Annotated in this window: 22 protein-coding genes; 4 read left to right on the top strand and 18 right to left on the bottom strand. The window is 71.6% G+C overall.

The features are described from left to right. Window positions 1-8: 8 nt before the first annotated feature. A complete protein-coding gene (locus OG210_RS20525) occupies window positions 9-788 on the top strand; it encodes an HAD-IIA family hydrolase (RefSeq protein WP_328326867.1) in 780 nt (259 codons plus the stop codon). A 78-nt stretch (window positions 789-866) separates the two neighbouring features. Here the strand turns inward: OG210_RS20525 and OG210_RS20520 are convergent, their stop codons facing one another. The 12 genes from OG210_RS20520 to OG210_RS20465 all read right to left on the bottom strand — a co-directional run bounded on the left by OG210_RS20520 (window position 867) and on the right by OG210_RS20465 (window position 13,877). Beyond that, the gene (locus OG210_RS20520) at window positions 867-2,360 is read right to left on the bottom strand and encodes an alkaline phosphatase family protein (protein ID WP_371538126.1); all 1,494 of its coding nucleotides are present in this window, start codon (window positions 2,358-2,360) and stop codon (window positions 867-869) included. Window positions 2,361-2,573: 213 nt separating this feature from the next. After that, window positions 2,574-3,674: a CapA family protein gene (locus OG210_RS20515; RefSeq protein WP_328326871.1), complete on the bottom strand. Its 1,101-nt coding sequence runs from the start codon at window positions 3,672-3,674 to the stop codon at window positions 2,574-2,576. Between the two features lie 147 nt (window positions 3,675-3,821). After that, on the bottom strand, window positions 3,822-4,628 hold the full coding sequence (locus tag OG210_RS20510) for an HAD-IIA family hydrolase (protein WP_328326873.1): 807 nt from the start codon (window positions 4,626-4,628) through the stop codon (window positions 3,822-3,824). Window positions 4,629-4,744: 116 nt separating this feature from the next. Beyond that, window positions 4,745-5,803 carry a 2-aminoethylphosphonate ABC transporter substrate-binding protein gene (locus OG210_RS20505; RefSeq protein ID WP_328326875.1) on the bottom strand — a complete coding sequence of 353 codons (1,059 nt, stop codon included), beginning with the start codon at window positions 5,801-5,803 and terminating at the stop codon, window positions 4,745-4,747. Between the two features lie 76 nt (window positions 5,804-5,879). Then, a complete protein-coding gene (locus tag OG210_RS20500; RefSeq protein ID WP_371538123.1) occupies window positions 5,880-6,677 on the bottom strand; it encodes an ABC transporter permease in 798 nt (265 codons plus the stop codon). Further along, window positions 6,664-7,539, bottom strand: coding sequence for a 2-aminoethylphosphonate ABC transporter permease subunit (locus OG210_RS20495; protein WP_328326879.1), 876 nt, complete (start codon window positions 7,537-7,539; stop codon window positions 6,664-6,666). The genes OG210_RS20500 and OG210_RS20495 overlap by 14 nt, the downstream gene beginning before the upstream one ends. After that, window positions 7,532-8,761, bottom strand: coding sequence for an ABC transporter ATP-binding protein (locus OG210_RS20490; RefSeq protein ID WP_328326881.1), 1,230 nt, complete (start codon window positions 8,759-8,761; stop codon window positions 7,532-7,534). Before OG210_RS20490 ends, OG210_RS20495 begins: the two co-directional genes overlap by 8 nt. Then, entirely contained in the window at window positions 8,758-9,453 is a 696-nt protein-coding gene (locus tag OG210_RS20485; RefSeq protein WP_371538119.1) for an HAD family hydrolase, read from the bottom strand. Before OG210_RS20485 ends, OG210_RS20490 begins: the two co-directional genes overlap by 4 nt. A gap of 5 nt (window positions 9,454-9,458) precedes the next feature. Further along, window positions 9,459-10,580, bottom strand: a complete 1,122-nt coding sequence (locus tag OG210_RS20480) for a TIGR03364 family FAD-dependent oxidoreductase (RefSeq protein ID WP_328326886.1) — start codon at window positions 10,578-10,580, stop codon at window positions 9,459-9,461. 157 nt (window positions 10,581-10,737) lie between these two features. Further along, complete coding sequence (locus OG210_RS20475; RefSeq protein WP_328326888.1) at window positions 10,738-11,499, bottom strand: GntR family transcriptional regulator; 762 nt, start codon at window positions 11,497-11,499, stop codon at window positions 10,738-10,740. A 120-nt stretch (window positions 11,500-11,619) separates the two neighbouring features. Next, on the bottom strand, window positions 11,620-12,555 hold the full coding sequence (locus tag OG210_RS20470; protein WP_328326890.1) for a hypothetical protein: 936 nt from the start codon (window positions 12,553-12,555) through the stop codon (window positions 11,620-11,622). Between the two features lie 131 nt (window positions 12,556-12,686). Beyond that, the gene (locus OG210_RS20465; protein ID WP_328326892.1) at window positions 12,687-13,877 is read right to left on the bottom strand and encodes an ROK family transcriptional regulator; all 1,191 of its coding nucleotides are present in this window, start codon (window positions 13,875-13,877) and stop codon (window positions 12,687-12,689) included. Window positions 13,878-13,945: 68 nt separating this feature from the next. Here OG210_RS20465 and OG210_RS20460 point away from each other — a divergent pair, with 68 nt between their 5' ends. Together OG210_RS20460 and OG210_RS20455 are read left to right on the top strand one after the other, a co-directional pair. Next, the gene (locus OG210_RS20460) at window positions 13,946-15,019 is read left to right on the top strand and encodes a Gfo/Idh/MocA family oxidoreductase (protein WP_328326894.1); all 1,074 of its coding nucleotides are present in this window, start codon (window positions 13,946-13,948) and stop codon (window positions 15,017-15,019) included. Beyond that, complete coding sequence (locus OG210_RS20455) at window positions 15,016-15,144, top strand: hypothetical protein (RefSeq protein WP_371538115.1); 129 nt, start codon at window positions 15,016-15,018, stop codon at window positions 15,142-15,144. The genes OG210_RS20460 and OG210_RS20455 overlap by 4 nt, the downstream gene beginning before the upstream one ends. 155 nt (window positions 15,145-15,299) lie before the next feature. Here the strand turns inward: OG210_RS20455 and OG210_RS20450 are convergent, their stop codons facing one another. The 4 genes from OG210_RS20450 to OG210_RS20435 all read right to left on the bottom strand — a co-directional run bounded on the left by OG210_RS20450 (window position 15,300) and on the right by OG210_RS20435 (window position 18,162). Beyond that, entirely contained in the window at window positions 15,300-16,157 is an 858-nt protein-coding gene (locus OG210_RS20450) for a fumarylacetoacetate hydrolase family protein (protein WP_328326898.1), read from the bottom strand. A 191-nt stretch (window positions 16,158-16,348) separates the two neighbouring features. After that, complete coding sequence (locus tag OG210_RS20445) at window positions 16,349-17,113, bottom strand: YidC/Oxa1 family membrane protein insertase (protein ID WP_328326900.1); 765 nt, start codon at window positions 17,111-17,113, stop codon at window positions 16,349-16,351. Between the two features lie 101 nt (window positions 17,114-17,214). Further along, a complete protein-coding gene (locus OG210_RS20440) occupies window positions 17,215-17,514 on the bottom strand; it encodes a DUF6412 domain-containing protein (protein WP_328326902.1) in 300 nt (99 codons plus the stop codon). Window positions 17,515-17,631: 117 nt separating this feature from the next. After that, window positions 17,632-18,162 (bottom strand): helix-turn-helix domain-containing protein, encoded by a 531-nt coding sequence (locus tag OG210_RS20435; protein WP_328326904.1) that lies wholly within the window; start codon window positions 18,160-18,162, stop codon window positions 17,632-17,634. Window positions 18,163-18,251: 89 nt separating this feature from the next. Here OG210_RS20435 and OG210_RS20430 point away from each other — a divergent pair, with 89 nt between their 5' ends. Beyond that, window positions 18,252-19,712: an MFS transporter gene (locus tag OG210_RS20430; protein WP_328326906.1), complete on the top strand. Its 1,461-nt coding sequence runs from the start codon at window positions 18,252-18,254 to the stop codon at window positions 19,710-19,712. Window positions 19,713-19,752: 40 nt separating this feature from the next. On the opposite strand, the gene OG210_RS20425 is transcribed toward OG210_RS20430, so the two are convergent. Beyond that, entirely contained in the window at window positions 19,753-21,294 is a 1,542-nt protein-coding gene (locus tag OG210_RS20425) for a sodium:solute symporter family protein (RefSeq protein ID WP_328326908.1), read from the bottom strand. Continuing rightward, entirely contained in the window at window positions 21,291-21,539 is a 249-nt protein-coding gene (locus OG210_RS20420; protein ID WP_328326910.1) for a DUF3311 domain-containing protein, read from the bottom strand. Before OG210_RS20420 ends, OG210_RS20425 begins: the two co-directional genes overlap by 4 nt. Between the last annotated feature and the right edge of the window lie 60 nt (window positions 21,540-21,599).

Here is a 21,599-nt window from a genome sequence, read left to right as displayed (position 1 = left end):
CAGCCCGCATGACAGAGCGCAAGCCCATCGAATCGTGGCTCACGGACATGGATGGCGTACTGATGCACGAGGGCGTCCCCGTGCCGGGAGCCGACGCTTTCATCAAGAAGCTGCGGGACACCGGCAAGCCGTTCCTCGTGCTCACCAACAACTCGATCTACACCCCGCGCGACCTGCACGCGCGGCTGCAGCGGATCGGCCTGGAAGTGCCGGTGGAGAACATCTGGACCTCCGCCCTCGCGACGGCGAAGTTCCTCGACAACCAGCACCCGGGCGGCACCGCGTACGTCATCGGCGAGGCCGGGCTGACCACCGCCCTGCACGACGCCGGATACATCCTGACGGACTCGGACCCCGACTTCGTGATCCTCGGGGAGACCCGGACCTACTCGTTCGAGGCGCTGACGAGGGCGATCCGCCTGATCAACAATGGTGCGCGGTTCATCGCCACCAACCCCGACAACACCGGCCCCTCGCCGGAGGGCGCCCTGCCCGCGACGGGTTCCGTGGCCGCGCTGATCACCAAGGCGACCGGCAAGGACCCGTACTTCGTCGGCAAGCCCAACCCGCTGATGATGCGCACCGGACTCAACGCGATCGGCGCCCACTCCGAGAGCTCCGCCATGATCGGCGACCGGATGGACACCGACGTACTGGCGGGGCTGGAGGCCGGGATGGAGACCTTCCTGGTGCTCACCGGGCTGACCAGCCGCGCGGACATCGGCCGCTACCCGTACCGTCCGACCACGGTCGTGGACTCCATCGCCGACCTGGTCGACCTCGTCTGACCGGACATGGCCCTGGGCAGTTGAACAGGACCCGGGGCGCCGGCCGCACCGCCCGGTGCTTCCGGCGCCCCCGGCTCATCACCCTGCGGTGATCCTGACCCCGTCGACCGTCCAGAACCAGTTGTTGCCCCCGGTGTAGCGGAACCGCACCCGGGCGCTGGTGGCCCCGGCCGGGACCTGGAGTGTGAGGTTCTCGACGCGGGACGAGGTGTCCGCGGTGTACGTGCGCACGCTCACCGGGGCCGCGCCGTCATAACTGACCAGCACCTCGCCGCGCTGCGGGGCCTCCTGGCGGTAGTACGTCGTGTACGTGAGGGTGGCCGGGCGTCCGCCCCGCACCCGGTAGGCCGGGCTGATCAGGGTCGAGTCGAAGGTCCCCGTGAAGGACGTGTCCGACCACTCGTCCCCGTCGGCGACCGCGAAGACGCCGCGCGCCCGGACGTTGGACTCGCGCTGCTGGTCCGGCTCGGCCTTCGTCCAGAACTCGTCCGTGGTGAAGGACCAGCCGCGCCACTCGGTGACCCCGCCGGTACCCATCGCCGAGTTGTCGACCGACCAGCCGGGCGGCGGGGTGTGGGTGAAGCCGATGACGCCCGCCCCGATGCCGCCCTCGTCGACCGGCCCGGTCAGCCGGGGCCGCAGCGCGTCGAACGCGTCGTCGCCCGGCTGCTGGAGCGGTCTGCCGTCGAGGCCCCAGGCGGGGTCGATGGCGATACCGAGGTGGGCGAGGGCGGAGGCGGCGACGTCCGGCATCCGGATGTCGTACCGCGTCGAACCGGCGCCGATCCCGGCGCCCCGCGCTATCAGGAAGGTCTGGCGCTCCTGCCAGCTGGAGCCGCCGTGGCCGCCGGGGTCGGTGTGGCCGTGGTCAGCGGTGACCATGATCAGCCAGTTCTCCGAGGCGTACGTCTTACGGGACTCGATCGCGGCGACGAACTGTCCGGCCGAGGTGTCCACGGCGTGGATCGCGTCGAGGTACTCCTGGCTGGCGGCGCCGTGTTCGTGGCCCGCCTCGTCCACGCCGTCGAGCTGGACGAAGTGCGCGTCGGAGTTCCCGGTGGCGAGTTGACTCACCAGCCGTGAGGTGGTCCCGGTGTCGTACTCGGCGCTCGGGGTGTTGACGCGGGTGTCCACCTTCGAGGAGAAGACCGTGGTGGTGATCGGGTTCCAGGACGCGATGGCGTAGGTGCCGAGCGCGGGCCGGGCGTTCTCGACGCGGGTCAGGAAGTCCGGGTACTGAGCGAAGTTCTGCCCGGCGAAGGTGTTGTCCATCACCTTGTGCTTGTCGGGCCAGACGCCGGTGATGATCGTCGACCAGCCGGGGCCGGAGAGCGTGGGGGCGAAGGGTGCCGCGTACAGCGGGGAGGCCGCGGTCAGACCTGCGGCCCGCAGCGCCTTGAGATGCGGGGCGTCCGCCACTTCGATCTTGCTGAGCAGGGTGCCGTCCAGGCCGATGACCAGGACCTTGGGCTTTCTGTCCACGGCGCGGGCGACCTGGGCGAGGGGGCCCGCCGCGACGGCGAGGGAGGCGGCGCCGATGAGGAGGGAGCGGCGCGACAGCTGCGAAGACACGTGATCCTCCGGTGAGGGGTGGGGTGTTGAGCGGCCAGGCAGGCCAACGCCCCTGCCGGAGCAGAGGCGTTGGGTATGGGACTAGACCCGTTATCTTTTCGCAATAGATTGCCGACGGCCAGAGGCGTGCGGTGAAGTTCTCCCCGACACCCGGTTCCGCGAAGGTTGTTCAGATGTACATGTACTGCGGGTCAGGACTGGTGGGCTGGTCCGTCAGACCGCGCGGAGCGTCAAGGTGCCTTCCGGGTCCGGCGCGGCGCATGGACGGAAACCCTCGGAAAACCGGTCGAGGAGGGATCGCAGCCACCGGCAGTCGTCGGACGAGGCGTGGCAAAGGCGCATGCGCCGGGCCTGCAGCGGAGTGATGCGCAGACCGGCGAGCTTGCCCGTGCCGGGCTCGAACGAGGGGAGGTAGAGGAGCCGCAGGTCGCCGCGGTACTGCTCGTAGCCGGTGATTCCCTCGTAGTCGTTGATGAAGTCGCCGCAGCCGTACAGGACGAGCTTGCCCCGGTACACCTCCAGGGGGCGGGGGTGGTGCGAGGAGTGGCCATGCACGACATCCGCTCCGGCGTCGATCAGGGCGTGGGCGAAGGCGACGTGGTCCCCGGGTATGCGATAGCCCCAGTTGGAGCCCCAGTGGACCGAGACCACCGCGATGTCGCCGGGGCGCTTCATCCGCCGTATGCGGTCGGCCACTTCGGCAGCGGCGGCGTCCGAAGGACCGCCCACGAAGCCGACTCCGCCGCGCGACCCGGTCGCGGCCCAGGACTGCGGGACACCGCTGGACGGCATACCGAAGGAGAAGACCAGGAGCCGTCGGCCCCCGTCGAGGAGAACGACCGCCGGGCGGCTCGCCCCGGCGTCGTCCCGGCCCGCGCCGGCCGTCCGCAAGCCGGCGCCGGCCAAGGAGTCGAGTGTCTCCGCGAGGCCACGGTGGCCGAAGTCCAGGACGTGGTTGTTGGCCAGTACGCAGATGTCGGGGCGGGCCGCCGACAGACAGGGGAGGTTGGCGGGGTGCATCCGGTAGTGGATTTCCTTGCCGGGGGCGAACGAGTCGCTGCGCGTGACGCTGGTCTCCAGATTGATCACGCGGGCGTCGGGCGCGGCCGACTCAAGGACCTCCAGTGCGTCCCCCCAAGGCCAGGAGAAGCCGACCGGACGCGGGATGGGGCCATTCACCGCCTCCGCCAGACCGACGTACTCCCGGGCGTCCCTTACGTACGTCTCCCGGAGATCCGGGTCGCCGGGGTGCGGCAGGATCTGGTCCACGCCGCGGCCGAGCATGACATCGCCGCAGACGAACAGGGTGGTCAAGCCGGTCCTCCGTTCCGTCGCGTCCGTCGCGTCCGTCGCGTTCGTCGCGTCCGAGCGGTGACGGATATATGCGGCATTTCGCTCCCGCCTCTCCACGACGGCAGATATGTTCCCTGCCACCATTGTCGCGCCGAAGGACGCCACGGCTCAGCCGGAGTCCGTAGCCAGGCGTTCCAGGAGGGCAGGCAGCGCGGCGAAGGAGTCGATGACGTGGTCGGGTGTGCCCGTGGCCGCCCGGTGGGTCTCGGGCGCGTACTTGCCGGTCTTGACGAGGACGCCGGTGATCCCGCCGCGCTGGGCGGCGAGAACGTCGGACTCGATGTCGTCCCCGACCATGAGCGCCGTCGACGGCTCGGCGCCGAGGTGGGCGAGCGCGGCGGCGAAGAACGCCTCCGCCGGTTTGCCGGTGATCTCCGCCTCGACCCCGGCGGCCCGCTCCAGGCCCAGGAGAAAGGCCCCGCTGTCGAGGCTGAGGCCATCGGCGGTGCGCCAGAAGAGGTTGCGGTGCATCGCCACGAGGCGGGCTCCGTGCTGCAGGTGGCGGAACACGCGGTTGAGGGCCGTGTAGCCGAACTCGGCGCCGGCCCCTCCCGTGACGACCACGTCCACGTCGGCATCCGGATCCGTGTCGTCGACGAGCGTCACACCTGACAGATCGTCCCGGATGTCACCGGCGTTGAGCAGCAGACAACGCGCGTGCGGACAGTGCTCGCGCAGATACGCGGCGGTGACGGCCGGCGCGGTGAGGATGTCGTCGACGGTGACGGCAAACCCCGCCCCGGCCAGGCGCTCGGCGATCGAGGCGCGAGTCCGCGAGGTCGTGTTGGTGACCAGGGCGAAGGGGCGCCCCGAGGCGTGCAGCCGCTCCATGGCCGCGACGGCGCCGGGCAGCGGCTCCCAGGAGACCGTGAGTACTCCGTCGATGTCGATCAGGACCGCGCCGCCTCGTTCCATACGATCGACGGTAGCCACCCTCGTACGACATCGCAGCGTGTACGGAGCCTGCGGCACATCCGCCCGGGGTAGCGGGTGCCGCGAACAGGGCCTGGCTCACCAGCATCCCCCCGTACTCAGCTGTGGGTGGCGGACTGCCAGTCCCCCACGTACGACGTGAGGTTCTTGGAGATGTCGTTCCAGTCGGGTGCGAAGACGTCGACGCCCTTCATCAGTGCACTCAGCGCGGTCGCGTTGGCATCGGTGGCCTTGACGTCCTGGCGGGACGAGAAGCCGCCGCCGATCGCGCTGACCTGCTTCTGGGCCTGCTCGGCGAGCATGAAGTCCAACAGCTTCCTGCCGTTCGCCGAGTGCGGCGCCTTGCTGACCAGACCGGCCGCGTACGGCAGCGCGAACGTGGTCGGCCTGCCTCCCGACTTCGCCGGGAACCAGATGCCCAGGTTCGGCATGGTCTTCGACTGGGCGTAGCTCATCTGGACATCGCCGTTGGCGGCCAGGATCTCGCCCTTGTCGACCTTGGGCGCGAGCTTGCCGGTCGAGGCGGACGGGCCGACGTTGTTCGCCTGGAGCTTGCCCAGGTACGTCATGGCCGCCTGCTTGGAGCCGTAGTCGTGCATCGCCTTGATGAGCACGGCGGTGCCGTCGCCCGCGACACCCGGTGTGGAGTACTGGAGCTTGTTCTTGTACTTCCCACTCAGCAGTTCGTCCCAGGTGGTGGGGGCGGTCTTGAGCTCCTTCTTGTTGTAGATGAAGCCGAAGTAGTTGTTGACGACCGAGGTCCAGGTCCCGTCGGTCCCCTTGTCGGCCGGGGCGACCTGGCCCGAGCCCTTGGGCGCGTACTTCTGGAGCAGCCCCTTGGCGTCGGCCTGCTGGATGAACGGCGGGAGCGTGACGAGGACGTCGGCCTGGGTGTTGGACTTCTCGCGGACGGCGCGCTGCACGACCTCGCCGGAGCCGCCCTCCACGTAATTGACCTTGATGCCCGTCTGCTTCTGGAAGTCCTTGAAGACCTGGTCGTACCAGCCGTCGTTGTTCTCGCCCTTGAGGCCGTCGGCACTGTAGACGGTGACGACCTTGGCGTCGGACGCCGCTGAGGAACCACCGCAGGCGGAGAGGGAACCCGCGAGGACCAGGGCCCCGGCGACGGCGGCGAGCGGCTTGATGTGGTGGCGCATGACGTTTCGTGTCTCCTGGGCTTCTGGGCTTCTGGGTTTCTGGGTGCGGATCAACTCGGTTGAGAGCAGGCCGGGTTCAGCGGTACGACGCCTTGGTCCGGATGCGGGAGACCCCGGACAGGACCAGCAGCGTCGCCGCCATGAGGACCACGGAGACCGCCGCGCCCGTGAAGAGCGAGCCCCGGTCGGTGATCGCGAAGATCTGGACGGGAAGCGGTGTCCAGTCCGGCGGGTAGAGCATCATCGTGGCGCTCAGCTCCCCCATCGACAGGGCGAAACAGAGTCCGGCCGCCGCTGTCAGGGACGGCAGCAGCAGCGGCAGTCTGACCCGCCACAGGACGTACGAGGGACGGGCCCCCAGCGAGGCCGCGGCCTGCTCGTACACCGGGTCGAGACGCAGGATGGCAGCCGAGACCGACTGGTGGGCGAACGCCGTGACGAGAATGGTGTGCGCCAGGATCACGATCGTGGAAGTGCCGTTGAGCAGGACCGGCGGCTTGCTGAACGCCACCAGCACGGCCAGGCCCACGACCACCGACGGCACCGCGACCGGCAGCATGAACAGGGCGTCCATGAAGCGCCGTCCGCGCTTCTTGAGTGCGGCCCCGGCGAGAGCCGCCCACGTCCCGACGGTCAGTGCGAGCACGCTCGCGCAGGCGGCGGTGACCAGGCTGGTGGTCAGGGCCCGCAGGGAGTCCCCGCTGGTGGCGGTCGCGTAATGGCTCACGGTCGCGCCCGAGGGCAGCGCCCCCGACCAGTTGGTGGCGAACGAGGCCAGCAGGATCACCAGGAGCGGCAGGGCGAACAGGGGCAGGAAGAGGGCGAAGAAGACGACCCAGGTGGTCCACTTGCCCGTACGGCTATGCACCAGCACGGCGCGCCACCATCCGGTAGAGGGAGTAGAGCCCGACGGAGATCGCCACGTTGACGACGGCGACCACGCACGCGGTGGGGTAGTCGGATTCGAGGATGGCCTTGCTGTAGACGAGCATCGGCAGGGTCGTCACGCCCTTGGCCCCGGTGAAGAGCACGATGCCGAACTCGTTGAGGCACATCACCAGCACGAGGCTGCCGCCGGCGGCGAGCGCGGGCAGCGCCTCCGGCAGGATGATCCGCCGTACGATCCGGGCCGGGCCTGCGCCCAGCGACGAGGCCACCTCCAGCTGCGCGGTGTCGAGCTGGGAGAAGGCCGCGAGCAGCGGCCGCATCACGAAGGGTGTGAAGTAGGTGATCTCCGCGAGGAGTACGCCCCACGGCGTGGTGAGGAACTGGAACGGCCCCTGGTGCGCGCCGGTCAGGTCCGTCCAGGCGCCGTTGGCCATGCCGACCGAGCCGTAGACGAAGAGCAGCGCGAGCGTGATCAGGAAGGACGGGAACGAGAGGAAGACGTCGATGAACCGGGCGACCGCCTTCCCGCCGGGGAACGGTACGAAAGCGATCACCACGGCGAGCGCGAACCCGAGGACGAGACAGCCGACGGTGGAGCCGACGGCCAGCCAGACAGTCGTGGTCAGCGCCTGGCGGAAGGCGTCGGACGCGAAGACCTGGGTGTACGGGGCGACGGACATACCGCCCGTGTCCGGGGTGAAGGACTGCTGGACGACGAGCGCCAGCGGGTAGAGGAAGACCAGCGCCAGCACGACGACGGGCGGCAGCGCCCAGATCCAGCGGGGCAGTGAACGGGGCGCGGCCGGCGCGGCCGGGGCTGTCGGCGCGACCGCGGTGGTGCTAGCCATCGGACACTCCCGCCCCAGCGCTCGCCGGTGCGGCCGTAGCCGCTGTCGACCCGCCTGCTTCCGTCCCGCCCGGTGCTGTGGGGTCCGGTGCTGTGGGGTCCGGTGCCGTCCCGTCCGCTGTCACGCCCGCGGTGAGCAGCACCGCGTCCTCGGCGGCGAAGTGCAGCGTCGCCGCGTCGCCCAGCGCCGGGGTAGCACGCAGTTCGCGCACATCGGCCTTGACCCGGTGGCCGTCCACGTCGACCAGCAGCCGGTGGGTCGAGCCGCGCCACTGGACCTCGGCGATCCTGCCACGCAGGGCGTTCGGGCCCTCGCCGAGCCCGACCAGATGCGGGCGTACGCACAGGGTGGCCGTGGCGCCGTCGGCGGCGCCGTCCGCGCCGGTCACCGCCAGTTCCGTACCGGCGAAGGAGACCACGGCGCCGCCGGAGCCCGCTGCCGCGCTCCGTACCGTGACCGGCAGGAGGTTGGCATTGCCGACGAAGGAGGCGGTGAACTCGGTGCGGGGCCGCCGGTACAGCTCCTGCGGGGTCCCGCAGTCCTGGAGCCGGGCGCGGTCCATCACGGCGATACGGTCCGCCAGGGTGAGCGCCTCGACCTGGTCGTGCGTGACGTACAGGATCGACACCTCGGGCAACTCGCGGTGCAGCCGGGCCAGTTCGGCCAGCATCCCGGACCTCAGCTGGGCGTCGAGTGCGGAGAGCGGCTCGTCGAGGAGCAGCACCCCGGGCCGGATGGCCAGGGCCCGCGCGATGGCGACGCGCTGCTGCTGGCCGCCGGAGAGTTCGCGCGGGTAGCGCTTGGCGTAGGAGGCCATGCCCGTCATCCCGAGCGCCTCGGCGACGCGCTCCGGGATCTCGCCCTTGGGCACCTTCTGCGCCCGCAGGCCGAACGCGACGTTGTCCTCGACGCGCATGTGCGGGAAGAGCGCGTACTGCTGGACGACCATGCCGACGCCCCGCCGGTGCGGGGGAAGGTCCGTCACGTCGCGGCCACCGATGAGGACCCGCCCGGCGAAGGGCTGGACGAAGCCGGCGACGGCGCGCAGGGCGGTGGTCTTGCCCGATCCCGAGGGGCCGAGCAGGGCCATCACCTCACCGGGCTCGACGGTCAGGTCCAGCGAGTCCAGGACGGTGGTCCCGCCGTTCCTGCCCTTGGCGCCGTACGCGACCGAGACCCCGTCGAAGCGGATGCCGCTGGTGCTACCGGTGCCGCTGGTCATATCTCCACCGGCGGGGCCAACCGGGCCAGCAGGTCCGGCAGTTCGGCGACCGAACCCAGGACGTGGGTGGCGCCGTGCTGCTCCAGCTGCCCCCGGTCGTGGGCGCCGGTGAGGACACCGGCCACGACCCGCGCCCCGGACCGTACGCCGCTGAGCATGTCGTACGAGGTGTCGCCCGCGACCGCGAGCTGGTCCACCCCGTCCACGGCCCGGGTCCGCAGGAACGCGGCGAGCACCATGTCCGGGTAGGGCCGTCCGCGACCGCCCGCGTCGGCCGGGCAGAGTGTCAGCCCGACCAGGTCCTGCCAGCCGAGCGCGGCAAGGATCGCGTCCTGGGTGGTCCGGGCGAAACCGGTGCTCAGGACCACGGTCCGGCCCTCGCCCTGCATCCGTTCGATGGCTTCGCGCGCGCCGGGGACGGGGGCGATGTGTCCGGCGCCGACCAGTTCGCCGTATGCCTCCTCGAAGGCGGTGTTGGCCTGCCGGGCCTTCTCCTCGTCGCCGAAGAGGTGCCGGAAGACGGAGATCTTGGACTCGCCCATGGTCGCGCGGACATAGCCCAGCATCGCGTCGGGCTCGGCGCCCATCCGGCGGGCGGCAGCGGCGAAGGCGCTCTCGACAAGGCCGCCGTCGGCGACGGTCGTGCCCGCCATGTCGAGCACCACCAGATTGATCGGCTTGTGCACGGTCAACTCACTCACCATCCGAGGTCGTTCGCGGTCTTTTCGGCTATCGCCGGGGAACAGGTCATGCCGCGCCCGCCGGGCCCGGTGACCAGCCACACGCCGTCCCGCACCTGCTCGCGGTGGATGACGCGGGTGGTGTCGGTGCACTGCGCGTACACCCCGGCCCAGCGGTGGCGGATCTTCGGCAGCGGGCGCCCGAGGAAGGACTCGGCGACGCGGGCGACGTGCTCGTACGGCTCTTCGCGCACGTCGAAGGCGAAGGGGTGCTCGTACTCATGGGTGTCGCCGATGGTCAGCCCGCCGTCCGCGCGCTGCACCATCAGCAGCTGCATCCGGTGCTCGGCGGCCACCGGGTCCTGGGCCTGCCGCGCGTTGAGCGCGTCGAGGGCCTCGGAGGCGTACGCCGGGTAGTAGCGGAAGGAGTCGGCGTCGGCCACGGACGTGGTGAGGCGCTCGCCGAGTGGCTCGGTCTGCATCATCTGGAGGCGGACCCGCCGGACCGGCAGGTCGGGGGCGAGTTCGCGCACCAGACCGCCGAGCCAGGCGCCGGTGCAGAGGACGACGACGTCGCCGGTGTGCACATCGCCGTGGTCGTCGCGCACCGAGCCGGCGCCGACGACCTCGCGGACCTCCCGCCCGCCCAGGTAGGTGTAACTCCCCGACGCCAGCAGGGCCTTCTTCAGCTCCAGCTGGGCGGTGCGCGGCTCCACGGCCGCGTCCTTCCCGCACCACAGGGCCGCCTCGAACTCGCCCCGGAGCGCCGGGTTGATCTCGCGCGCCTCCTGCGGGGTCAGCAGCCGGTACCCGCGCGCCGCCGCGTCGTCCCGCTTCAACGCGGCCTCCGCGACGCCCCGTTCCAGGGCGTTCCGTACGGGGGTGAGCGACCCGGTGGCGCGGAAGCCGATGCCCGGCACCCGCTTCCCGATCTCCTCCCACAGCTCCCGGGCGCGCAGCGCGGTCGCCAGCTCCTCCCCGCCGGCCCGCCCGCTGACCCACACCTGCCCGAAGTTACGGAGCGAGGCGCCCCGCGCCTCGGTCTCGCGCTCGATCTGTACGACCTCGTGGCCGCGTTCCACTGCGTGCCAGGCGTGCATGGTTCCCACCACGCCGGCTCCTACGACGATGACTCTCACGACGGCAACGCTGCTGGGAGCGGGTGTCCCGGTGCCGACCCCGGGGCAACGGCAGGGTGAACAGCCCCACAAGACTGGACTAGACCCGTTATGTTTCTGTTATCAAAGCGAGCCGGCCTGGCCTGGTCCGGGGCCGGGACCGGGACCGGCTCGGGCGTCAGCCCGACGCGAGGTGGGTGGTGAAGCTGAACCGGTCGCCCCGGTAGAGCGTCCGTACGCGCTCCAGGGGCAGCCCCTCCGTGTCACGGGAGACCCGGTGGATCAGCAGCATCGGCAGCGCGGGCGGCGTCCCGATGAGCAGCGCCTCGCGCGGGGTGGCCAGGACCGTCTCGATCCGCTCGTCGGCGTCGCCGAAGCCGATGCCCAGCCGGTCGCGCAGGAAACCGTAGAAGGAGGAGTCGGGGTCGAACTCGCTGTCCAGGGAGGGGACTCGGGCCACCGCGACATAGGTGCTCTCCAGTCCGACGCGTTCGTCGTCCGCGAGCAGTACCCGCTCCAGATGCCAGACCGGCTCGCCCCGGCCGAGCCCGGTCTCGGCGGCGAGCGCGTCGGGGCAGGGGAAACGGTCCAGCGAGATGAGATGCCGCCCGGGCGTCCGGCCCTGGCGGCGCACACCCTCGGTGTAACTCGCCAGCGACAGCGGCTGTTCGAGCTTGGGGCCCGCGATGACGGTCCCCCGCCCCTGCCGCCGCAGCCGCCCCTCCAGGACCAGTTCGCGCAGCGCCTGCCGTACGGTCTCGCGGGACACCTCGTACCGTACGGCCAGATCGCGCTCGGTGGGCAGCGCCTCGCCCTCCCCCAACTCCTCCATGAGCAGCGAGACATGGGCCTTGACCGCGTAGTACTTCGGGATGCGGCCGTGCTCCGGGATGCCGGAGCGGATCGGTGCGCCAGGTGCCTGGCTGTGCGGGTAGTCCACGGGGCGATGGTCCCAGACCCGGGTGAACGGGCCAGCCACGGCGGTGGTGCTGCTACGTCGGAGCTGCCGGCGCCCGGGGTGGCGGCAGTACTTCGGGAGGCGGTGGCGCTGCTACTGGCCCTACCGGCGGCGCTGGATTCTCGGGCGCCGCGATCCCACGACCAGGGCCGCGCCCAGCAGCACACTGGTGCAGGCGATGGTGCCCAGCGTGCGCAGCCGGTGCGAGCCGGTCCTGGCGAGCTCACCGACGAAACGGTGGGCGCCGTTACGGGGGCCGACTTCGGGGCCGACACCGATCCGGCCTCCGATGTCCCCGTTGTGGTCCCGGCCCGGAATGCGTTCCCCGGGGACACGCTCGCCGGGGACGTCCGTGGTGGTGGGGTCGGCGGGCGGGGTGCCGGTGATGGTGAAGCGGTAGTCGTCGGATTCACCGACCCAGTCGCCGTCGTCGCCGTGCCGCCGGACGACGGCGGCGTTGGCGGTGACGTCGTCCGGGGTGGTGCCGTCGGCGAACGCGAGTCGGACCGGGACGGAGACCGTCCGGCCCGCCGGAACGTCGAACCCGCCGGCCCCGCCGGCCTTGTCGGTCCCGTCGGCCCCGGCAGCCTTGTCGGTCCCGTCGGCCCCATCCCCGAACGGGCCGATGTGCTCGTCCTCGTCGGTGGTCGTGAAGGGCACGGGCCGCCAGCGGTGCGCGGCCGGGTCGTTGAACTCCAGCTGGATCTGGCGGTCCTCCAGCTTCCTGCCCCGGTCGACGAGGACAACGACCGGGTGGATGTCCTGGCAGTCGCCGTCGGAGGTGTTGGTCAGTTCGAGCGACCAGGTGTCGTACGCGCCGCCGGGCACATACGAGGTCGGGCCGCCGTGGATCCTGGCCTCGACGGGGAAGGCGGAGCCGCCCCGGTCGGCACAGACGGGCGCAGAGGCGGTTCCGCCCCGGACAGTGAGGTTCTGCGCGGTGGCCGGCTGTGCGGCCGCGAGCAGCAGCAGGGAGGCCAGAGCAGAGGTGGCGGCGGCCGGGGCCGCTCCGGTGCAGAGGGCACTGCGCAGTCGCATGGGGGACGCCTTTGCTGATCGCGTAGGTCCGGACTCCATACACGGAACCGCACCGGCGGGGCCGGCCTGGCCCGCCACGACCGCGTACCGCCGAATGCCCCGGGCCCTCCCGCCCGATCAGCCCATGGTCATCAGGTCCTACGGGCGTTGAACGGCACCGCCGCCCGCCCGAAGTGCCCGAACACCGGGGCCAGCGCCAGCTGCGCCGCCCCCTCGGCCACGAGCCGCCGCCCACCACCCGCAGCCTCCACCCGGACCGCCTCCCCGCCCCCCGCGTGCCGGGCCCGCTCGGCGAGTACCGCGCCCACGCCCCGTACGAAGACGTCCGGGGCGGCGTCCACCGTACGGCCGCCGAGGAGTACCCGGTCGACGTCGAGCAGCCGTACGAGGTTGGCCGCGCCGACACCGAGGAAGCGCGCGGCGGCCGCGTGGTCGCCCCCGGCGACGGCGGCCAGACAGAGCGCCTCGACACAGCCCCGGCCGCCGCAGTCGCACGGCGGCCCGTCGAGCTGCACGGTCTGGTGCCCGAACTCCCCGGCGCCGGTGCGCGGCCCCCGGTAGAGCGCGCCCCCGAGCACCAGACCGGCGCCGAGCCCGGTCCCGAGGTGCAGATAGGCGAACGAGTCGCCCGGTCCGCGCAGCGCCAGGCCGAGGGCGGCCGCGTTGGTGTCCTTGTCGAGGACGACGGGCAGGCCGAGCCGTTCCGCGAGCGCGTCGCGCAGCGGATAGCCGTCCCACTGGGGGAATCCGGTGACCCGGCGCAGCACCCCGGTGTCGTGGTCGAGGGGGCCCGGGGCGGCGACCCCGACGCCCAGGACCGGAGCCCGGTGGCCGCCGGCGGGGTCCGTCCCGCCCGCGCTCGCCGCCCCATCGGCCGCCGCTCCGGAAACCCCGTCGGCCACCACCCGGGACACCACACCGGCCGCCGCCCCGGCCACCGCGTCGGCGCCCGCCCCGAAGTCCAGCTCCGCGCTCCGGTCGGCGACGACCGTCCCCGCCAGGTCCACCAGCACCGCGCTCACCCGGTCCCGGTCCAGATGCAGCCCGACCGCGTACGCGGCGCCCGGCACCAGCCGCAGCACCGTGCGCGGCTTGCCTCCCGTGGAGGCGCGGTGGCCCGCCTCCGCCGCGAGGCCGTCCGCCCGCAGCCGGGCGGTGATCTTGCTGACGGCCTGCGGGGTGAGACCGGTCCGCTCGGCGAGTTCGAGGCGGCTGATTCCGGCCTCCCCCGCCGTACGCAGCAGTTCCAGCACGAGCGCCGCGTTGTGGCTGCGCAGCGCGGGCAGATTGGCGCCGGACCCGGTGGTTTCGCTCCTGTTCACGCCCCCATTGTGGGGCACACTTGCGCTTTGGCAACACCGTTGCTTAAGTGGTTCGCATGACTGCTCGCATGACTGCAGACCCGCTCCGCGTCGGACTCATCGGCTACGGCCTCGCGGGTTCCGTCTTCCACGCACCGCTGATCTCGGCCACCGACGGCCTGGTTCTCGACACGATCGTCACCTCGGACGAGGAGCGCCGGGAGCAGGCGCGCGCCGAGTTCCCCGGCGTCCGGTTCGCCGGCACCCCGGACGAGCTCTGGCGGTACGCGGACGAGCTGGACCTGGTCGTGATCGCGTCCCCGAACCGGACACACGTGCCGCTCGCGACCGCCGCGATCGAGGCCGGGCTGCCGGTCGTCGTGGACAAGCCGCTCGCGGGCACGGCCGCCGAGGCCCGCGAGCTGGCCGCGCTCGCCGATGAACGCGGCCTGCTGCTCTCGGTCTTCCAGAACCGCCGCTGGGACAACGACTTCCTGACTCTCCGGGGGCTGATCGCCGACGGCAGGCTGGGCGACGTCCAGCGCTTCGAGTCCCGCTTCGAGCGGTGGCGCCCGCAACTCAAGGGCGGCTGGCGCGAGTCCGGCGACCCGTCGGAGATCGGCGGGCTCCTCTACGACCTCGGCAGCCACATCGTCGACCAGGCGCTGGTCCTCTTCGGCCCGGCGGTCCGGGTGTACGCGGAGTCGGACGTCCGCCGACCCGGCGCACGCGCCGACGACGACACCTTCATCGCGATCACCCATGCGAACGGCGTCCGTTCCCATCTGTACGCCTCCGCCACCACCGCCCAGCTCGGCCCGCGCTTCCGGGTGCTGGGCTCGGCGGCCGGCTATGTGAAGCACGGGCTCGACCCCCAGGAGGCGGCGCTGCGCGCGGGCGCGCGCCCCGCGGCCTCGGCGCACTGGGGCGAGGAGCCCGAGTCGCTGTGGGGCCGCATCGGTGCGGGCGAGTCCCCGCTGACGGGCGGCGGTTCGCCCGTACCGACCGTGCCCGGCGACTACCCGGCGTACTACGCGGGTGTCGCGAAGGCCCTGCGCGACGGCGGCCGGCCGCCGGTCACGGCGGACGAGGCGGCGGCGGCGCTGGCCGTCATCGAGGCCGCGCGGACTTCCGCGCGCGACGGCGTCACGGTGGACCTGTGAGCGGACGGGGCAAGCCGCTCGACGAAGCGGTCGGTGCGGGCGCCGCCCAGGGCATGGCCGACCAGCTGGTCCGGTGGAACCGCGCGCTGCGCGCCGCCCGCACCGACCACCCGTACGGCGGCTGACCGGGCCGGCCGCCATGCCTGTAGCGACGTACCCGTCGCGGACATGCCTGTCGCAGACACGCCTGTCGCAGACAGGCCCGGCCGGCCACGCCCGCAGCCATCCCGCGACAGGCCGGGCCGCCCGCAGCCGATCCCGCAGGCGGCCGGACCGGCCGCTACGCGTCCTTGAGCGGCTGCCGCTGCCGTCCGAGCCCTTCGATCTCCAGCTCCACGACGTCCCCGGCCCGCAGATACGGCTTGGGTTCGGGCTGCCCCATCGCGACCCCGGCAGGCGTACCGGTGTTGATGACATCGCCCGGGTACAGCGTCATGAACTGGCTCAGGTACCGCACCACTTCACCGACCGGGAAGATCTGGTCGGCGGTCGTGCCGTTCTGCTTCAGCTCGCCGTTCACCCACAGCTTCAGCGGGAGCGCCTGCGGGTCGGCCACCTCGTCGGCGGTCACCAGCCAGGGACCGAGCGGATTGAACGTCTCGCAGTTCTTGCCCTTGTCCCACTGGCCGCCGCGCTCGATCTGGAAGGCCCGCTCCGATACGTCGTGCGCGATCGTGTACCCGGCGACATGGCCGAGCGCCTCCTCCGCCGACCCGAGGTACCGGGCCGTACGCCCGATGACGACGGCCAGCTCGACCTCCCAGTCGGTCTTCTCGCTGCCGCGCGGTACGAGCACGGTGTCGTCGGGGCCGACCACGGTGTCCGGCGCCTTCATGAAGACGATCGGTTCGGCGGGGATGGCCGCGCCCGTCTCCGTCGCGTGGTCGTGGTAGTTCAGCCCGATACAGACGACCTTGCCGATCCGGCCGACCGGCGGCCCGATCCGCGGCGCATCGCCCTCGATGGCGGGCAGCACACGGGCCGCGGCGGCAGCCCGTATCCGGTCGAGCGTCGCCTCGTCGGCGAGCAGGCCGCCGTCGATGTCCGTAACCAGCGCGGAGAGGTCACGGAGGGTTCCGTCGGCGTCGAGCAGTGCGGGGCGCTCGGCCCCGGCTGTTCCGACACGCAGCAGCTTCATGGTCAGTCTCCCAACGATTGGACCGGTCCGGCCGATGGGTTGCGGCCATCGGGGGATTGGCTGATCCTCCAAGTTCGAGGTGCAGGCCGCAAGACCCCGTTCACAAGCTGGACCACCCGGCTCCCCGAACGTGCCCGGACGAGCCGCAGCTCAGGCCGCTGGGCCGGCCAGATCACCTCACCGTCATGCCGCTAGATCGGACTGGCGACGGCTGCCGCGGCGGGGAGCGTGTCCCGGTAGAGGAAGGCGCGCTCGACGGCGGTCCAGGTGGTGCTGGTGACGACGTACAGCGCGGCTGCGAGCGGCACGTAGGACACCGTGAGGAGCGTCATGAACGACATCAGCGGCATCACCTTGGTCATCGCGCCCATCGCACCGGCCCCGGGCCCTTCGGCGGCGGGGGTCGGAGCGGCGGCCATCATCTGCTTGGTGCGGCGGTAGTTGAACGTGGCCACAGCGGTGACGATCACGAAGAGCACCAGGTAGATGGCGCCCTGCTCGCCGAACAGCCCGCCGTGCCCCATCGCGTCGCTCAGCCGGCCGCCGAGCGGGCTGCCCATGAGGGTGTGACCGAGCAGGGAGTTGGACGAGCCGCCGATCTGCGGGCTGGAGAACAGGTGGTACGTCACGAAGAACGCGGGCATCTGCAGAAGGCTCGGCAGGCAGCCGCTGAGCGGGGAGACCTTCTCCTCGGCATGCAGCTCCATGATGGCCTTCTGCATCTTCTGCGGGTCCTTGGCGTGCTTCTTGCGCAGTTCGGCCACGCGCGGGGCAAGTTTGGTGCGGGCTTTCTGGCCACGGGCCGTGGCCCGCGAGAGGGGGTGCACAGCGAGCCGTACGCAGACGGTGAAGAGAATGATCGCGACGGCGGTCGCCGAACCGTGGAAGAGCGGCTGAAGCAGGTCGGCGATGTGCGTGACCAGGCTGGCGAACGCTGTGAAGACGGAAGAGAACACGGGAAAACCCTCCGAGGGGTCTCGTCGCGGGCCGGACAGAAAGACATGTCGGCGTGACGGACCGCAGCGGAACTGTGGTGGTACGTGGGGCGGAGGGTGTCCTACGCGGCCGTCGGGACGGGACGGCCGGGCGCTCGGGGCCTGGGCCTGCCCGAGGCGTCGGGATCGCGTTGCGGAAGGAAGGCCGTACGCCGCTCACGGTCGCGGATGGCCGTACGGATCCGGGTGCGCGGCACGGCGGGCGCGGTGCGCGAGGCGATGAGCGCGAAGGCGGCGACCGCGGAACCGACCGCGGCGGTGGCGGCCAGTGCGACGGCGGAGGTGAGCGTGCCGCTCTCGGCGAGGAGTACTTCAGCGAGGAGGAAGAAGAACAGCGCCATGGCGGGGCGGGACAGACGCATGAACCGAGCGGCCACGTCTCCCACCCCCTTCCTGTCCGCGCAGTAGCTGATCCAGTGCAGTGATCACTACATGCAGTGATCACTGCATGGCGATGCTGAAAAACGTATCTCCAGCCGTTATACACGACTCGCTTCGATCGGCTCCAGCAGCCTCCGGGGCTCAAGGAGCGCACGGCTGACCGGATTGTCCGGCTCCGGATCAAGCCCTGCGGCCGGGCGCATCTCCACATCCCTGGGCGGTACGGCAACGGCGCAGGCCGGGCATTCGCCGTACGCGCCGAGCTCCGTGCCGCAGGCGGCGTGGTGGAAGGTGCGCATGGGGAGGGTGCCCGGGACGTGGTCGCGCCCCCACAGCCCGAGGGAGCGCAGGACGGGCCAGAGGGCGACCCCGTCGTCGGTCAGTACGTACTCGTCGCGCGGCGGGGCTTCCTGGTAGCGCCGCTTCTCCAGGACACCGGCCTCGATGAGCGCCTGAAGGCGGGCGGCCAGGACGGCCCGCGGCATCCCGAGGTGGGCGAGGAAGTCGTTGTACCGGCGCACGCCGTAGAAGGCGTCGCGCACGACGAGGAGCGTCCAGCGCTCGCCGATGACCTCCAGCGCCCGCGCGATGGAGCACTGCTGTGCCGCGTAGTCCTTACCCAGTGCCATGGCCCCACCCTACTCCGCAGGTTCAATGAATGAACTGACAGTGGTAGCGTGGGTTCATTCACTGAACCTATGACGCACCTGGGGGACTCATGGCTCAGCAAGCGGCACGGACAACGTCAGCAACACAGGCCACGCAGGCGTCGCAGGAGACGCAGGAGACGCAGACCACACAGGCCACACCGGCCACTCGGCCGGGACCGGCAACGCTGACCGCGACCGCGACCGCCGGGAGACCGGCGGGCGCGGGTGCGACGCTCGCCGTCACCAGCGCCGTCACCGCCGTGGCGCTCATGAACTACACGGCCCCCATGCTGACGATCCCCGGCCTGACCGCCTCCTTCTCCACCCCGGTCGGCGCCCAGGCATGGCTGATCAACGGCACCCCGCTCGGCCTGGCCGCGCTGCTGCTGGTGGCGGGCAGCCTCGCCGACGACTACGGCAGGCGCAGGCTCTTCCTCATCGGCACGTTCGGACTCGCCATCACGGTCGCGCTGGGCGCCATGGCCCCGACCACGCTCACCTTCACGCTCGCCCGCGCCGCCCAGGGCGCGGCGACCGCGGCGGTCCTGGCGAGCAGTCTCGGCCTGCTGGTCCATGCCTTCCCCGCCGGTTCCGCCCGGATCCGGGCCACCGGTGTGTGGGGCGCCTTCGTCAGCGCCGGTATCGCGGTGGGCCCCCTGCTGGCGGGTCTGCTCGCTCCGTACGGCTGGCGGCTGACGTACGGCGTGCTCGCGGCGGCCACCCTGGCCGGTGCGGTCGTCGCCGCCCGTACGCTCACCGAGTCGCGCGCCCCGCGCGGCGGCCGCCCCGACCTGGCGGGCGCCGCCGCACTCGGCCTCGCCTTCACCTCGCTGGTCAGCGCGCTGACGCTCGGCAGGGACGGCTGGCTGCGCGCCCCCGTGGGCCTGCTGCTGCTCGCGTCGCTCGTGCTCGCGGCGGTGTTCGTCGCCGTGGAGCGGCGCACCGCGACACCGCTGATCGATCTGCGACTGCTGCGCCGCCCGGAGTTCCTGGCGTCGACGGCGGGGGCGCTGTTCACCGGGCTCGCGGTGATCGGGCTGTTCAGCTATCTGCCCGCGCTGCTCCAGCAGGCGCTCGGCACCTCGCCGCTGACGGCCGCCTGGCTCTTCGTCCTCTGGTCGGGTACCGGTTTCCTGGTCGCGCTCCAGGCCCGCCGTCTCGCGGACCGGGTGCAGGCCCGCCACCAGCTGGCCATCGGCTTCTCCCTGCACGCGGTGGGTGTGCTGACGATGCTGGGCGCGGTGGACGCGGGCTCGCTGGTGCGGCTGCTCCCGGGGCTGTTCATCGCCGGGGTGGGCAGCGGGCTGCTGAACGCCGCCCTGCCGCGCGTCGCCGTCGGGTCCGTCCCGCCCGAGCGCGCGGCGATGGGCTCGGGCGCCAACAACACGGCCCGCTACATCGGTTCGTCGATCGGTGTGGCCCTGGTCATCGCGGTGGCCCCGGCGGGCAGCGACGCCGTGCTGCTGGTCTCGGCCGGTCTGACGGCGGTGGGCGTGCTCAGCATGCTGCTGCTCCGCCCGCGCCGCTGAGACGGCCCGGCCCGGACGACGCAACGGCCACGAACCACCGTCAGGCGGGGACGTCAGCTCCGCCGGCGCCACCACCGCCTGAGCCCCCACCGCCCGCGGCCCCGATCGGGTCGCGGGCGAGGAGCTCCCCGTCCGGCCGTGGATCGTGGTCGCGCGGCCCCGCGTACGTCACGGCCAGCGCGACCACGAGATTGGCGCCGAGCGCGACGATCCCCGCGTTCACACCCCACACCGGATCGTGGTCACTGAACACGAAGGCACAGACCACCCCCACGCCGACGACCAGTCCGCTGCCCGCGCCGAGCAGCGTCATCCGGCGCCACACAAGACCGAGCAGCAGCATCGGCAGGAGCTGCGCCATCCCCTCGTACGAGATGAGCGAGAGGCGTACCAGGGTGTTGGGCGCGGTGTACGTCAGCACCAGCGCCAGCGTGCCCGCGACGACCACCACGCACTGCGACGCGCCCTTCTGCCGCTCCCGCCAGCGCGGTACGAGCGAGAGCACGCTGCGCCCCCACATCGTGCCGATCACCAGCATGAAGATGGCCATCGGAACGATCGAGGAGAGCGCGGCCGCGACCCCGATGACGCCGACCGCCCAGGCGGGCAGCGAGTCCACCACCAGTTTGAAGAGCGCCAGATTGGAGCCGGCGCCGGTCAGGTGCGGCACCACGAACAGGGCGGCAAGGCCGAGGAACATCGGGACGAAGAGCAGGATGTTGTACGCGGGCAGCCAGACCGCGTTCTTGCGCAGTACGTCGGCGCTGCGCGCCCCGAGGTATCCGGCGACAGTGGTCGGGAAGATCACCACGGTCAGCGAGTTGAGCAGCGAGGTCGTCACGTACCAGGCCTGCCCGAGGCCGCTGCCGCCCGGCCCGGAGCCGCCGTGGCCCGGGAAGGTCAGCCAGTCGCCCTTCTCGGTGACGACGCGGTGCAGGAAGTCCCCGTACCCGTCGAAGTAGTGCAGCGGCACATAGAACGCGAGGAAGGCGAGGGTGCCGATGACGAGCGCGTCCTTGAGGACGGAGACCCAGGCGCTCCCCCGGAGTCCGCTGATCACGACGAACCCGGTGGTGACGGCGAAGGCCACGAAATAGGCCCAGTTGAGGCTGATCGCCCCGTACGAGATGGTCGAGACGACCACGCCCATGCCGGTGATCTGGAGCTGGATGTACGGCAGCAGGAAGACGGTCGCGAGGACGGCGACGGCCGCGCCGAGCCAGGGCCTGCCGTACCGGTGCGCGATCATGTCCGTGATCGAGACGAGGCCGTGCCGCCTGGCGTACGCCCAGAGCGTCGGCCCGACGACGTAACCGAGGGCGTATCCGCAGGACATGTACGCGACCACGTACAGCACCGGGGCCCCGTAGTTGTAACCCCAGCCGGCCGCGCCGAGATAGCTGAAGCTGGTGTAGCCCTCGCCGGCCATCAGGACCCAGATGAAGACCGGGCCGAGACTGCGCCCGCCGACGGACCACTCGGCCAGACCGCCGGTCCGGCCGCCCCGGACGGCGACCAGGCCGAGGACGACGGTCGCGACCATGAACACCGCGAAGATGGACGTGGCGACGGCCGCGTTCACGGGCGATCACCCCGCCGGTCCGCGGGCCCCTCTGCGCCCGGGTCCGCGCCCCGCTCCGCGCGCAGGTCCGCGCGGTGGGTGAGCCAGACGGCAAGCGGCGTGAGGAGCGTCGCCGCGATCATCCAGAGGAAGAGGAAGGGCAGTCCGAGCAGAACGGGCCGCACGCGATTGACCAACGGCACCGCCCCCAGGAACAGGACAAAGGGCACAAGCAGCCACAACAGCTGAGGACGACGTCTGAGCACGTCAGTGACCTTAGGCGGTTCCGGGGGCGGAACGGGAGGGCGGCAGCGCGGTTCCGTGCG

Origin of the sequence: Streptomyces sp. NBC_00466 (assembly GCF_041433995.1) — a bacterium.
Classification (GTDB): domain Bacteria; phylum Actinomycetota; class Actinomycetes; order Streptomycetales; family Streptomycetaceae; genus Streptomyces.
The sequence above is the reverse complement of the archived record's forward strand: the minus strand, read 5'-3'. Positions and strand labels throughout refer to the sequence as shown.

Bases quoted from the DNA above. Each gene is read 5' to 3' on its own strand.
- OG210_RS20525 (WP_328326867.1), top strand. From the start codon at position 9: ATGACAGAGCGCAAGCCCATCGAATCGTGGCTCACGGACATGGATGGC.
- OG210_RS20510 (WP_328326873.1), bottom strand. From the start codon at position 4,628: ATGGAACGAGGCGGCGCGGTCCTGATCGACATCGACGGAGTACTCACG.
- OG210_RS20505 (WP_328326875.1), bottom strand. From the start codon at position 5,803: ATGCGCCACCACATCAAGCCGCTCGCCGCCGTCGCCGGGGCCCTGGTC.
- OG210_RS20495 (WP_328326879.1), bottom strand. From the start codon at position 7,539: ATGGCTAGCACCACCGCGGTCGCGCCGACAGCCCCGGCCGCGCCGGCC.
- OG210_RS20490 (WP_328326881.1), bottom strand. From the start codon at position 8,761: ATGACCAGCGGCACCGGTAGCACCAGCGGCATCCGCTTCGACGGGGTC.
- OG210_RS20470 (WP_328326890.1), bottom strand. From the start codon at position 12,555: ATGCGACTGCGCAGTGCCCTCTGCACCGGAGCGGCCCCGGCCGCCGCC.
- OG210_RS20460 (WP_328326894.1), top strand. From the start codon at position 13,946: ATGACTGCAGACCCGCTCCGCGTCGGACTCATCGGCTACGGCCTCGCG.
- OG210_RS20450 (WP_328326898.1), bottom strand. From the start codon at position 16,157: ATGAAGCTGCTGCGTGTCGGAACAGCCGGGGCCGAGCGCCCCGCACTG.
- OG210_RS20440 (WP_328326902.1), bottom strand. From the start codon at position 17,514: ATGCGTCTGTCCCGCCCCGCCATGGCGCTGTTCTTCTTCCTCCTCGCT.
- OG210_RS20435 (WP_328326904.1), bottom strand. From the start codon at position 18,162: ATGGCACTGGGTAAGGACTACGCGGCACAGCAGTGCTCCATCGCGCGG.
- OG210_RS20430 (WP_328326906.1), top strand. From the start codon at position 18,252: ATGGCTCAGCAAGCGGCACGGACAACGTCAGCAACACAGGCCACGCAG.